At 72.2% G+C, this 12,519-nt stretch carries 11 protein-coding genes; 4 read left to right on the forward strand and 7 right to left on the reverse strand.

Annotation, left to right across the window (positions count from 1 at the left end):
• Positions 1 to 97 precede the first annotated feature (97 nt).
• Complete coding sequence (locus tag OG422_RS12655; protein ID WP_405742802.1) at positions 98 to 1,576, forward strand: serine hydrolase domain-containing protein; 1,479 nt, start codon at positions 98 to 100, stop codon at positions 1,574 to 1,576.
• Here OG422_RS12655 and OG422_RS12660 read toward each other — a convergent pair.
• Entirely contained in the window at positions 1,474 to 3,180 is a 1,707-nt protein-coding gene (locus tag OG422_RS12660) for a glycerol-3-phosphate dehydrogenase/oxidase (protein WP_405742804.1), read from the reverse strand. The two genes, OG422_RS12655 and OG422_RS12660, sit on opposite strands and share 103 nt — an antisense overlap.
• A gap of 192 nt (positions 3,181 to 3,372) precedes the next feature.
• Between OG422_RS12660 and OG422_RS12665 the strand changes: the two genes are divergently transcribed.
• On the forward strand, positions 3,373 to 4,620 hold the full coding sequence (locus OG422_RS12665) for a nucleotide sugar dehydrogenase (protein WP_143941446.1): 1,248 nt from the start codon (positions 3,373 to 3,375) through the stop codon (positions 4,618 to 4,620).
• Positions 4,621 to 4,742: 122 nt separating this feature from the next.
• Here OG422_RS12665 and OG422_RS12670 read toward each other — a convergent pair whose 3' ends face one another.
• The 4 genes from OG422_RS12670 to OG422_RS12685 form a co-directional block, all read right to left on the reverse strand.
• Positions 4,743 to 5,855 (reverse strand): GuaB3 family IMP dehydrogenase-related protein, encoded by a 1,113-nt coding sequence (locus tag OG422_RS12670; RefSeq protein ID WP_143941445.1) that lies wholly within the window; start codon positions 5,853 to 5,855, stop codon positions 4,743 to 4,745.
• Between the two features lie 204 nt (positions 5,856 to 6,059).
• Entirely contained in the window at positions 6,060 to 7,562 is a 1,503-nt protein-coding gene (guaB, locus tag OG422_RS12675; RefSeq protein WP_405742806.1) for an IMP dehydrogenase, read from the reverse strand.
• 155 nt (positions 7,563 to 7,717) lie between these two features.
• On the reverse strand, positions 7,718 to 8,293 hold the full coding sequence (locus OG422_RS12680; protein WP_285229389.1) for a sigma-70 family RNA polymerase sigma factor: 576 nt from the start codon (positions 8,291 to 8,293) through the stop codon (positions 7,718 to 7,720).
• 496 nt (positions 8,294 to 8,789) lie between these two features.
• Positions 8,790 to 9,401: a response regulator transcription factor gene (locus OG422_RS12685; protein ID WP_003948568.1), complete on the reverse strand. Its 612-nt coding sequence runs from the start codon at positions 9,399 to 9,401 to the stop codon at positions 8,790 to 8,792.
• A 397-nt stretch (positions 9,402 to 9,798) separates the two neighbouring features.
• Between OG422_RS12685 and OG422_RS12690 the strand changes: the two genes are divergently transcribed.
• Positions 9,799 to 10,131 (forward strand): WhiB family transcriptional regulator, encoded by a 333-nt coding sequence (locus OG422_RS12690; protein WP_143941442.1) that lies wholly within the window; start codon positions 9,799 to 9,801, stop codon positions 10,129 to 10,131.
• A 172-nt stretch (positions 10,132 to 10,303) separates the two neighbouring features.
• Here the strand turns inward: OG422_RS12690 and OG422_RS12695 are convergent, their stop codons facing one another.
• Entirely contained in the window at positions 10,304 to 11,215 is a 912-nt protein-coding gene (locus OG422_RS12695; protein ID WP_143941441.1) for a LysR family transcriptional regulator, read from the reverse strand.
• Positions 11,216 to 11,432: 217 nt separating this feature from the next.
• Here OG422_RS12695 and OG422_RS12700 point away from each other — a divergent pair, with 217 nt between their 5' ends.
• Complete coding sequence (locus tag OG422_RS12700) at positions 11,433 to 12,206, forward strand: SDR family oxidoreductase (RefSeq protein WP_143941440.1); 774 nt, start codon at positions 11,433 to 11,435, stop codon at positions 12,204 to 12,206.
• Between the two features lie 147 nt (positions 12,207 to 12,353).
• On the opposite strand, the gene OG422_RS12705 is transcribed toward OG422_RS12700, so the two are convergent.
• On the reverse strand, positions 12,354 to 12,500 hold the full coding sequence (locus tag OG422_RS12705) for a DUF397 domain-containing protein (RefSeq protein WP_143941439.1): 147 nt from the start codon (positions 12,498 to 12,500) through the stop codon (positions 12,354 to 12,356).
• Between the last annotated feature and the right edge of the window lie 19 nt (positions 12,501 to 12,519).

A 12,519-nucleotide genomic window follows, 5' to 3' on the forward strand; every position in this document is an offset into this window, starting at 1 on the left:
TTCATTCTCTCTCATCCGCGAGGGTGCGGAAGGCCCGGGGCCGTGACGTACAGTGCCGCGCGCACCCGCCATGACGGCCCGAAGGACGGGAGTCCCGATGACGACGCGACGGCCGCGCCCCGCTCCCACGGGCGCGCCCCGGCGCCCGCCCGCTCCTCCCGCGCGCCGCCGCCCGCCCGCCGCGCGCCCCCTCCTGGCGGTGCTGCTCGCCCTGTCCTGCCTGGCGATCGGCGGCTGCGCGGCGCCGCACCGCGCACCGGGCCCGGCCCCGGTGCGACGGCCACCCGACACCACCACGACCGCGCTGCGCGCGCTGGTCGCCGCGGGCGCGCCGGGCGCCGCCTCCCTGGTCACCCGGGACGGGAAGTTCGCCGCCTCCCGCTTCTCCGCCGCCGGGGTGGCCGATCTGCGCACCCGCCGCCCCATGGAGCGCCGGGACCACTTCCGGGCGGGCAGCCTCACCAAGACGCTGGTCGCCACCGTCGTCCTCCAGCTCGCGGCCGAACGGCGGCTCTCCCTGGACGACTCCGCGGCCCGGCTGCTGACGACCGGCCACCGGACGCCGCCGGGCCTGTCCCGCGGCGTCCTGGCCCAGCTGTCCCCGGTGACGGTCCACCAGCTCCTCGACCACACCAGCGGCCTGTTCAACTACACCGCGGACCCGGCCCTCCACCTGACCGGACCGGGCTTCGCCGCCCACCGCTACGACACCCACACCCCCGCCGAGCTGCTGCGCCGCGCGCTGCGCCATCCGCCGGGCGCCGCCCCCGGCGCGCGCTACGCCTACTCCAACACCAACTACGTCGTCCTCGGCCTGATCGTCGAGGCGGTCACCGGCCGCCGCTACGCCGACGAGATCCGCCGCCGGGTGCTCGTCCCCGTCGGCCTGACCGGGACCAGCTTCCCCGGCACCCGCACCGCCCTGCCCCGCCCGCACGGCCGCGCGTACTTCCGCACCGGCCACCGGCAGGTCGACGTCACCGACCTGAACCCCAGCTGGGCGGGGGCCGCCGGGGAGATGGTCACCACCCTCGACGACCTCAACCACTTCTTCGCCGCCCTCCTCGGCGGCCGCCTGCTGCCACCCCGCGAACTGGCCGAACTCCGCGACGAACGCGCCACCAAGGGCGTCTACGGCCTCGGCGTCTACGCCACCCGGCTGCCCTGCGGGGTCACGGTCTGGGGCCACAACGGCGACATCCACGGCTCGTACGCCCGGACCGCCGCCTCCGCGGACGGCCGTCACCTCGTCAGCTACCACGTCACCACCGATACCCCCGGCGCCCGGCCCGACGACGACGCCGTCCTGAGCGCGGAGTTCTGCCCGCAGCCGGGGCCGGACGCGGACGCCGGTACGGGCACGGCGAACCCGGCGGCGGACACGGCGACGGACACGGCGACGGACACGGCGACGGGCGCGCCGCGGGCCACCGCCCTCGCCACGCCCGTCCCCACCGCGCCCGTCCCCGCCGCCTACAGCGGAACGATGTCCGGCGCGCCCAGCCGCGCCGCATCGGCCGTCAGGTCGTCGGGCTGGCGCTGCGATTCGCGCTCCGCCTCGACCCGCTTCTCGTAGTGCGCGACCTCCTTGTCGACCTGTGCGAAGTCCCAGCCCAGCGCCGGGGCCATCAGCTCCGCCGCCTCGCGGGCGCAGCCGGTGCCGCGGTCGAAGGTCTCGATGGAGATCCGGGTGCGCCGGGTCAGCACGTCGTCGAGGTGGCGGGCGCCCTCGTGGGTGCAGGCGTAGACCACCTCGGCGCGCAGATAGTCCTCCGCGCCGGTCAGCGGCTCGCCCAGCGACGGATCGGCCACCACCAGCTCCAAAAGCTCCTCGGTCAGCGAGCCGTAACGGTTCAGCAGATGCTCGACGCGGGCGACGTGCAGCCCGGCGCGGGCCGCGATCCGGGCCCGCGCGTTCCACATCGCCCGGTACCCCTCGGCGCCGAGCAGCGGTACGTCCTCGGTGACGCACTCCGCGACCCGCCGGTCGAGCCCGTGCACCGCCTCGTCCACCGCGTCCTTCGCCATCACCCGGTACGTCGTGTACTTACCGCCGGCCACCACGACCAGGCCCGGCACCGGGTGCGCCACGGTGTGCTCGCGCGAGAGCTTGCTCGTCGCGTCCGACTCCCCGGCCAGCAGCGGCCGCAGCCCCGCGTAGACGCCCTCGACGTCGTCCCTGGTCAGCGGCGTGGCCAGGACGGAGTTCACATGCTCCAGCAGATAGTCGATGTCGGCGCTGGACGCCGCCGGATGCGCCTTGTCGAGGTCCCAGTCGGTGTCGGTGGTCCCGATGATCCAGTGCCGCCCCCAGGGGATGACGAAGAGCACGCTCTTCTCGGTGCGCAGGATCAGCCCGGTCGTGGAGTGGATGCGGTCCTTGGGGACGACCAGGTGGATGCCCTTCGAGGCGCGGACGTGGAACTGCCCGCGCTCGTTGATCAGCCCCTGGGTGTCGTCCGTCCACACCCCGGTGGCGTTGACGATCTGCCGGGCCCGCACCTCGTACGTCCCGCCCGACTCGACGTCCTCGACCCGCGCGCCGACCACCCGCTCGCCCTCGCGCAGGAAGTCCACCACCCGCGCGCCGTTGGCGACCTGCGCGCCGTACGACGCGGCGGTGCGCACCAGCGTCTCGACGAACCGCGCGTCGTCCATCTGCGCGTCGTAGTACTGCAACGCGCCCACCAGCGCGTCCTTGCGCAGACAGGGCGCGACCCGCAGCGCCCGCTTGTGGGAGAGGTGCCGGTGGACGGGCAGCCCGCGGCCGTGGCCGGACGAGAGGGACATCGCGTCGTAGAGCGCCACGCCGGAACCGGCATAGAAGCGCTCCCAGACATGGTGCTGGAGCGGGTAGAGGAACGGCACCGGCTTCACCAGATGCGGGGCCAGCCGCTCCAGCAGCAGCCCGCGCTCCTTCAGCGCCTCCCGTACCAGCGCGAAGTCCAGCATCTCCAGATACCGCAGCCCGCCGTGGATGAGCTTGCTGGAGCGGCTGGAGGTGCCCGCCGCCCAGTCGCGCGCCTCGACGAGCCCGGTGGCGAGCCCGCGGGTCGCCGCGTCCAGGACGGTTCCGGCGCCGACGACGCCGCCGCCGACCACCAGAATGTCGAGTTCCCGTTCCGCCATCCGGGCGAGCGCCTCAGCGCGCTGCACCGGTCCCAGGGTCGCTGTCTTCACCACTGCCTCCCACTGTGATCGGGGCCACACCCCCGTCGGTCGATTCTGTCCGCGCCGGCTGCCGTCACTCCCCCCTGCCGCCACCGGCGGCAACACCCCGCCACCTTGATCCACCAATTCCCATTCTGCGCGAAATGTCGACTTAGTCTACTTATGCGTCAATCGGAATCGCTCGGGAAGGGCGGCAGCAGCATGCCCGCAGACCTCGCCGTCATCGGCCTCGGCCACCTCGGCCTCCCCCTCGCCCAGGCCGCCACCGCGGCCGGTGTTTCCACCATCGGCTACGCACCCGACCCGCAGACCACCCCGCTCACCGCCACCGACGGCCCGCTCACCGCCACCGAACTGCGGCGGCTGACCGCCGCCGGATTCCGCACCACCGCCGACCCCGCCGCCCTCGGCCGGGTCCGCACCGCCGTCATCTGCGTCCCCACCCCGCTCGGCGCCGACCGCGCCCTCGACCGCACCGCCGTCGCCGACGCGGCCCGCACCCTCGCCGCGCACCTGCGCCCGCACACCACCGTCATCCTCGAATCCGCCGCCTACCCGGGCACCACCGAGGACTTCCTGCGCCCCCTCCTGGAGGAGGGCTCCGGCCTCACCGCCGGACGCGACTTCCACCTCGCCTGCTCCCCCACCCGCCACGACCCCGGCAACCGCACCCACCGCTACGCCAACACCCCCAAGGTCATCGGCGGCCTCACCCCCGCCTGCACGGAAGCCGCCGCCGCCTTCTACAGCCGCCTCACCGACAAGGTCGTCCGCGCCCGCGGCCCCCGCGAGGCCGAGACCACCGGGCTGCTGGAGACCAACTACCGCCACCTCAACATCGCCCTGATGAACGAGATGGCGGTCTTCTGCCACGACATCGGCGTCGACCTCTGGGACGTCATCCGCTGCGCCGAGACCAAACCGTTCGGCTTCCAGGCGTTCCGCCCCGGCCCCGGCGTCGGCGGCCACGCCGCACCCGTCGACCCCAACTACCTCGCCTACCAGGGCCGTTCCCTCGGCTATCCGCTGCGCATGGTGGAGCTGGCGCAGGAGGTCAACGACCGGATGCCCGGCTACGTCGCCCGGCGCTGCGCCACCCTCCTCAACGAGTACGGCAAGTCCGCCCGCGGCGCCCGCGTCCTCCTCATCGGCGTCACCTACAAACCCGACGTCGGCGACCAGGAGGGCGCCCCCGCCCGCGAGATCGCCGCCCGCCTGATGGAACTCGGCGCCCACCTCACGTACCACGACCCGTACGTCCACCGGTGGACCGTCCTCGACCGCCCCGTCCCGCGCGCCGACTCCCTCTACGAGTCCGCCGCCGGGGCCGACCTGACGGTCCTTCTCCAGCCGCACCGCACGTACGACCTCCAGGGCCTGTCGGTGAAGGCCCAACTGCTCCTGGACACCCGCGGGGCGACACCCACCGGCGCGGCCCACCGGCTGTGACCCGGCCGCCGCTCCGAGAACGCCCCCACGCAGACCCCGGACGCGCGAAGGGGCCCGGACCACCGTGCTGGTGGTCCGGGCCCCTTCGCGTGGTCTACGACCTACGGTCAGCGCTTGCCGTGCTACGACGGATCGACCGTCACCTCGACCCGCTGGAACTCCTTCAGCTCGGAGTAGCCCGTCGTCGCCATCGCCCGGCGCAGCGCGCCGAAGAAGTTCATCGAACCGTCGGGCGTGGTCGACGGGCCGAGCAGCACCTCCTCGGTGGTGCCGACCGCACCGAGGTCCACCCGCTTGCCGCGCGGCACGTCCTCGTGGACCGCCTCCATGCCCCAGTGGTGACCGCGGCCGGGCGCATCCGTCGCGCGGGCCAGCGGGGAGCCCATCATCACGGCGTCCGCACCGCAGGCGATGGCCTTCGGCAGGTCGCCGGAGAAGCCCACGCCGCCGTCGGCGATGACGTGGACGTACCGGCCGCCGGACTCGTCCATGTAGTCCCGCCGCGCCGCCGCGACATCCGCCACCGCCGTCGCCATCGGCACCTGGATGCCCAGCACGTTACGGGTGGTGTGCGCGGCACCGCCGCCGAAGCCGACCAGCACACCGGCGGCGCCGGTCCGCATCAGGTGCAGCGCCGCGGTGTACGTAGCGCAGCCGCCGACGATCACCGGGACGTCCAGCTCGTAGATGAACTGCTTGAGGTTGAGCGGCTCGGCCGCCGACGAGACATGCTCGGCGGAGACCGTCGTCCCGCGGATCACGAAGATGTCGACCCCGGCGTCCACCACGGCCTGCGAGAACTGCGCGGTGCGCTGCGGCGACAGCGCGGCGGCGGTGACGACACCGGAGTCGCGCACCTCCTTGATGCGCTGGCCGATCAGCTCTTCCTTGATCGGCGCGGCGTAGATCTCCTGCATCCGCTTGGTGGCCGCGTCACCGTCCAGCTCGGCGATCTCGGCGAGCAGCGGCTCCGGGTCCTCGTAGCGGGTCCACAGGCCCTCCAGGTTGAGGACGCCGAGACCGCCCAGCTCACCGATGCGGATCGCGGCCTGCGGCGAGACCACGGAGTCCATCGGGGCCGCCAGGAACGGCAGCTCGAAGCGGTAGGCGTCGATCTGCCAGGCGATCGAGACCTCCTTCGGGTCGCGGGTGCGGCGACTCGGTACGACGGCGATGTCGTCGAAGGCGTATGCCCGGCGGCCGCGCTTGCCGCGCCCGATCTCGATCTCAGTCACGTGTGTGGCCTTTCCCTCTACGTATGCGGTTCAAGTATCCCCGACACGGCAAAACCCGCGGCCGGGGCACCGGCCGCGGGTTTCACGGTAGGGGCGTCAGCGCCGCAGTACCCGCGCTCAACGACGCGAGTAGTTCGGCGCCTCGGTCGTCATCTGACTGCGACCCCCGGGGGACAACCCCCGGCCCCCCGGCCGGGGGCCCGCTCAGCGACGCGAGTAGTTCGGCGCCTCGGTCGTCATCTGGATGTCGTGCGGGTGGCTCTCCTTGAGGCCCGCGGCGGTGATGCGGACGAAGTGGCCCTTCTCCTTCAGCTCCGGGATGTCGGCGGAGCCGACGTAGCCCATGGAGGCGCGCAGACCGCCGATGAGCTGGTGGGCCACCGAGGCGAGCGGGCCGCGGTAGGGCACCTGGCCCTCGATGCCCTCGGGCACCAGCTTGTCCTCGGAGAGGACGTTGTCCTGGAAGTAGCGGTCCTTGGAGAAGGAACGCGCCTGGCCACGGGACTGCATCGCGCCCAGCGAGCCCATGCCGCGGTACGACTTGAACTGCTTGCCGCTGATGAAGACCATCTCGCCCGGCGACTCCTCGCAACCGGCCAGCAGCGAGCCCAGCATCACGGTGTCCGCGCCCGCCGCGATGGCCTTGGCGATGTCACCGGAGAACTGCAGACCACCGTCGCCGATCAGCGGGACCCCGGCGGCGTGCGCCGCCTGCGCCGCCTCGTAGATCGCGGTGACCTGCGGCACGCCGACACCGGCGACCACCCGGGTGGTGCAGATCGAACCGGGGCCGACGCCGACCTTGATGCCGTCCGCACCCGCGTCGATCAGCGCCTGCGCGCCGTCCCGCGTCGCGACGTTGCCGCCCACGACGTCGACGCTGATGTTGGACTTCACCTTGGCGATCATGTCGAGGATGCCGCGGCTGTGGCCGTGCGCACTGTCGATGACGAGGAAGTCCGCACCGGCCTCGACGAGCGCCTGCGCCCGGTCGTACGCCGCGTCGCCGACGCCCACCGCCGCCCCGACGACCAGCCGGCCCTCGGCGTCCTTCGCGGCGTTCGGGTACTTCTCCGCCTTGACGAAGTCCTTGACCGTGATCAGGCCCTTGAGGACGCCCGCCTCGTCGACCAGCGGCAACTTCTCGATCTTGTGGCGGCGCAGCAGCTCGATGGCGTCCTCGCCCGAGATGCCGACCTTGCCGGTGACCAGCGGCATCGGCGTCATGACCTCGCGGACCTGACGGCTGCGGTCCATCTCGAAGGCCATGTCGCGGTTGGTGACGATGCCCAGCAGCTTCCCGGCCGCGTCGGTCACCGGCACACCCGAGATCCGGAACTTCGCGCAGAGCGCGTCGGCCTCGGCGAGCGTGGCGTCGGGACGGACCGTGATCGGGTCGGTGACCATGCCGGACTCGGAGCGCTTGACCAGATCGACCTGGTTGGCCTGGTCCTCGATGGAGAGGTTGCGGTGCAGCACGCCGGCACCACCCTGACGCGCCATGGCGATCGCCATCCGCGCCTCGGTGACCTTGTCCATCGCCGCCGAGAGCAGCGGGATGTTCACGCGTACGTTCCGCGAGACCCGGGAGGCGGTGCTGACCGCGTTGGGCAGCACCTCCGACGCGCCGGGCAGCAGCAGAACGTCGTCGTACGTCAGCCCCAGCATGGCGAATTTGGCGGGCATACCGTCGACGTTGTCACTCATGACACCTTCCCCAATGCTCTTGCCTCAGCGCGGACGTCCATGCTAACGGCCTGAAGTGGTGTCTCATTCCACGATGAATGAGGGCCTCGTCACCCGTACGTTCCTACGGCCGCACCCGGCCACCGGCGTACGGTTCCCGCCGCCGCGGCCAGGTCCTACTGCTCGGCGAGCGCCCGCAACCGGCTCAGCGCCCGGTGCTGCGCGACCCGCACCGCACCCGGCGACATCCCGAGCATCTGCCCGGTCTCCTCGGCGGTCAGCCCGACGGCGACCCGCAGCAACACCAGCTCCCGCTGGTTCTCCGGCAGATTGGCCAGCAGCTTCTTCGCCCAGGCGGCATCGCTGCTCAGCAGCGCCCGCTCCTCGGGCCCCAGGGAATCGTCCGGCTGCTCGGGCATCTCGTCGGACGGCACCGCCGTACTGCCGGGCCCGCGCATCGCGGCCCGCTGGAGATCGGCGACCTTGTGCCCGGCGATCGCGAAGACGAACGCCTCGAACGGCTTCCCGGTGTCGCGGTAGCGCGGCAGCGCGCAGAGCACCGCGACACAGACCTCCTGCGCCAGATCCTCGACGAAGTGCCGGGCGTCCCCGGGAAGCCGGGAGAGACGGGTCCGGCAGTAGCGCAGCGCCAGCGGGTGCACATGGGCCAGCAGATCGTGCGTGGCCCGCTGATCCCCTTCGACTGCGCGTGCAACGAGATCACCGATCTCCTGCTTGCCGTCATCGCGCATCGGTCCATGGTGCCTTGGCGCGGCACCGCTCTTGGCACCGCCCTCGTCGTTGTGCACTGAACCGTTACGAGCCGCCGCGTTAGCACGCACGTCCCACGCCTCCCCCGATCGGGTTGTGCCCATGCCGACGTCGAGTCCTCGCCGGTAGCGTGTATCCGTGCCGTGAGGCATCGGGTAAGGCTTGTCCGTCATGAGGTCTCTTCTTGGCCGAGTGAGATGCCCCGGCCTCCGCCGGGGAGGAGTCACACGTCAAGGATGCGGCATCCCGTGACGTTTCGACGCCTAAGGGTCGCCCGCACCGCTCACGGACCGCCCCGCTGCCCGAGGCGCGGGACACCGACCGGCGCCCGGCCCCCGAAGACCGGCGCGGTCCGCCGTCCGGCCGACGCTCCCCCGCACGGCCCGCGCCGCACCGCCCGTCGTACATGCGGCAAGGGGGCCACGACGATCATCCCTCCTGCCGGAGAGAGCCGCCGTGACCCCGTTGACCCGCGGGTCAGCGCACCAGACCCCAGCGGAAGCCCAGGGCCACCGCATGGGCGCGGTCCGAGGCGCCGAGCTTCTTGAACAGCCGCCGGGCGTGGGTCTTGACCGTGTCCTCGGAGAGGAACAACTCACGGCCGATCTCGGCGTTCGAACGGCCGTGGCTCATGCCCTCCAGCACCTGGATCTCACGGGCGGTGAGCGTCGGGGCGGCACCCATCTCGGCGGAGCGCAGCCGCCGCGGCGCGAGCCGCCACGTCGGGTCCGCGAGCGCCTGGGTGACCGTGGCCCGCAGCTCGGCGCGCGAGGCGTCCTTGTGCAGATAGCCGCGGGCCCCGGCGGCGACCGCGAGGGCCACGCCGTCCAGATCCTCGGCCACCGTGAGCATGATGATCCGGGCACCCGGATCGGCGGACAGCAACCGCCGCACCGTCTCCACGCCGCCCAGACCGGGCATGCGCACATCCATCAGAATCAGATCCGAGCGATCGGCACCCCAGCGGCGGAGGACTTCCTCGCCGTTGGCAGCCGTCGTCACGCGCTCGACACCGGGAACGGTCGCAACCGCCCGGCGGAGCGCCTCTCGGGCAAGCGGGGAGTCGTCGCAGACGAGGACGGAAGTCATGACTGTCCCCCGCCGCTCTCACAGCTGCTGCGCGTCACCTTGAGCCTCCAGGCTGGTACGTATCGTCACCGGTGCGCTTGACGGGCTCGGACACCTGCCCGATCACTAACTCCGCCAACCGCTTTCGCACACTCAACGACGGTCACTCGAAAGAGTTACGGGTTCGAGCATCGAATTCGGCACGCTGCGTGAGGGCTCGGATACGCAGACGAACACGGCCCTCCGAGGGCGATCGACCGCCCCGCATGAACCTTATGCCCTATTTGGCTCTCTTCCTTCCATTTTCCGGCGATCTGACGCTAGATTCGCAATGAGTCATATTTACATCTACTTAGACAGTAGATGTACCGTCGTCACCACCGAGCCCGATACAGCAATCGCTTCGAGGGGACACGCAATGGCAGATTTCTCCCGCCTCCCGGGCCCGAACGCAGACCTCTGGGACTGGCAGCTGCTGGCAGCCTGCCGCGGTGTGGACAGTTCGCTGTTCTTCCACCCCGAAGGGGAACGCGGCGCCGCCCGCAGCGCGCGTGAGACATCGGCGAAGGAGGTCTGCATGCGCTGCCCCGTACGGGCCGAATGCGCGGCGCATGCGCTGGCCGTCCGCGAGCCCTACGGGGTCTGGGGCGGCCTGACCGAGGACGAACGCGAGGAGCTGATGGGCCGGGCCCGGCACCGGATGGTCCCCGCGACCACGCTGGTCGGCCCCGCGAGCGTCCAGAGCGGCTGACACCGGGCAGCCGACCCGTTCAGCAGAAACGTTCCTTCATAGGCGTGGCCGCGCCTTGGTCCGGGGTGTGGCCATGCCACGCGACGTCCTGCACCGGCGGCGAACCGGGCTGCGGCAGGCCGCCCGCCGCAGGCCGGAAGTCAGGTGCTGTCGGCCGCATACCGCCGTGCCGTCAGCGGGCCGCTGCGCTCTCCAGCTGGTCGAGCATCGCGCCGACGGCCGGGACCCGGGCGAGGTCCGGCAGGGTGAGGGCGACGATCTCGCGGTGCACGGCGGGCTCCAGGCGTACCGTGCGCGCGCCCTTGGGGCGTACCGACGCGAGGGTCAGCTCGGGCAGGGCGGCGACGCCGAGGCCCGCGCCGACCAGGCCGATCACCGCCGGGTAATCGTCGGTGGCGAAGTCGATGCGCGGGGTGAACCCGGCGCTCTCGCACACCTCGACCAGATGCGTACGGCAGCGGGGGCACCCGGCGATCCACGGTTCGTCGGCCAGGTCGCCGAAGGCGGCGGAGCCCGCGGCGGCGAGGCGGTGCCCCTCCGGGACCAGGCCCACCAGGCGGTCGGTGAGGACCGGGCGGACGACAAGGTCGTCCCAGTCGGCGCAGGCTTCCGGGGCGGCGGCGCGCACTTCCGGGTAGCGGAAGGCCAGCGCGATCTCGCAGTCGCCGTTGCGCAGCATCTCGATCGAGCGGGGCGGCTCGGCCTCGTCCAGGGAGACGCGGGTACGCGGATGGGCGGCGCGCATGGCGGCCAGCGCGGTGGGCACCAGCGTCGAGCTGCCGGAGGGGAAGGACACCAGCCGCACCCGGCCGGCGCGGAGTCCCGCGATGGCGGCGACCTCCTCCTCCGCCGCGGTGAGCCCGGCGAGGATGCCGACGGCGTGCCGTACCAGCGCCTCGCCCGCCTGGGTCAGCCGCATTTCGCGGCCGGTGCGGACCAGCAGCGGGGTGCCCGCCGACTGCTCCAGCGCCTTCATCTGCTGACTGACGGCCGGCTGGGTGCAGCCCAGTTCGCGGGCGGCGGCGGAGAACGAGCCGGTACGGGCGACCTCGCGCAGCACGCGGAGATGGCGAGCCTCGATCATGACCCCAGTATAAGTGGGACTTGGAGGTATGGGTGAAATAAGGTTTGGGGCTTTGATCGCTCTTTTTTCCGCCCGCCCCATTTCCGCTCGGGTGGTGCCGTAGGGAGCGGTGGGCGGGCGCGTCCGGGGCCGTCGGGCGGGGGTGCCCGTGGCGGGCCGGTCGGGTGGCTGGCCGGACGGGTGCGTTCATGTCATCCGGGCCGGATAGCGTGCCCGCATGACGACTGCATTGATCACGGGAGCGACCTCGGGCATCGGGGCGGCGTTCGCCCGGCGCCTCGCGCACGACGGCCACAACCTCGTCCTGGTGGCGCGCGACGAGAAGCGGCTGCACCGGCAGGCGACCGAACTGCACGACCTGCACGGCATCGAGGCGAGCGTGCTGAGCGCCGATCTGGCCACGGAGGAGGGCATCGCCGCGGTCGAGGAGCGGCTCGGCGACCGGAAGCACCCGGTGGACCTGCTGGTCAACAACGCGGGCTTCGGCAACAAGGGTGAGTACCTGGAGGTGCCGATGGCCGATGAGCTGGCGATGCTGAAGGTGCACTGCGAGGCGGTGCTGCGGCTGACCACGGCGGCGGTGCGCGGGATGCGGGAACGGCGGCGCGGCGGGGTCGTCAACGTCGCCTCCGTCGCGGCGTTCGTGCCGCGCGGCACCTACGGGGCGAGCAAGGCGTGGGTGGTGCAGTTCACGCAGGGGGCGGCGCGGGATCTGGCGGGCAGCGGGGTGCGGCTGATGGCGCTGTGCCCCGGGTTCGTCCGGACCGAGTTCCATCAGCGGGCCGGGATGGGCACGGACAACATCCCCGGCTGGATGTGGCTGGACGCGGACAAGCTGGTCGACGCGGCGATGAAGGACCTGGCACGCGGCCGGTCGCTCTCCATCCCCGACCCGCGGTACAAGGCGCTGATGGGCGCGGCGAAGCTGGCCCCGCGCGGCGTCCTGGGCGGCCTCACCTCGCGTACGGGGCGGAAGTTCGGGCCGAAGTAGCGGGGGCGGGGGCCGGGGTGCGCGGTGGCGTGCGCCCCGGTTCGGCCCGGAGGGCGCGGTGGCGTGCGCCCCGGTTCGGCGGGCGCGGCTGCTGTCAAGGCATCGGCCCCCGCCATGGCATACCGAAGGCCGGTGGTCGGGATCGGCTCAGGCCGAAAGCTCACCACGCTTGACGGTGGAGACGGACGACGCCCACCCGCCGGCCGGGAAGACCATCGCAGGACCCTGCGGAGCCTTGGCATCCCGGACGGCCACAGCCGCGTACGCGGTGCCCGTCAGATCAGCGGACCCCACGCACCGCGACTCCGCACTC

This window comes from Streptomyces sp. NBC_01525 (assembly GCF_045040405.1).
GTDB lineage: Bacteria > Actinomycetota > Actinomycetes > Streptomycetales > Streptomycetaceae > Streptomyces > Streptomyces benahoarensis.

Bases quoted from the DNA above. Each gene is read 5' to 3' on its own strand.
- guaB (WP_405742806.1), bottom strand. From the start codon at position 7,562: ATGAGTGACAACGTCGACGGTATGCCCGCCAAATTCGCCATGCTGGGG.
- OG422_RS12685 (WP_003948568.1), bottom strand. From the start codon at position 9,401: ATGACTTCCGTCCTCGTCTGCGACGACTCCCCGCTTGCCCGAGAGGCG.
- OG422_RS12665 (WP_143941446.1), top strand. From the start codon at position 3,373: ATGCCCGCAGACCTCGCCGTCATCGGCCTCGGCCACCTCGGCCTCCCC.
- OG422_RS12700 (WP_143941440.1), top strand. From the start codon at position 11,433: ATGACGACTGCATTGATCACGGGAGCGACCTCGGGCATCGGGGCGGCG.
- OG422_RS12695 (WP_143941441.1), bottom strand. From the start codon at position 11,215: ATGATCGAGGCTCGCCATCTCCGCGTGCTGCGCGAGGTCGCCCGTACC.
- OG422_RS12655 (WP_405742802.1), top strand. From the start codon at position 98: ATGACGACGCGACGGCCGCGCCCCGCTCCCACGGGCGCGCCCCGGCGC.
- OG422_RS12680 (WP_285229389.1), bottom strand. From the start codon at position 8,293: ATGCGCGATGACGGCAAGCAGGAGATCGGTGATCTCGTTGCACGCGCA.
- OG422_RS12690 (WP_143941442.1), top strand. From the start codon at position 9,799: ATGGCAGATTTCTCCCGCCTCCCGGGCCCGAACGCAGACCTCTGGGAC.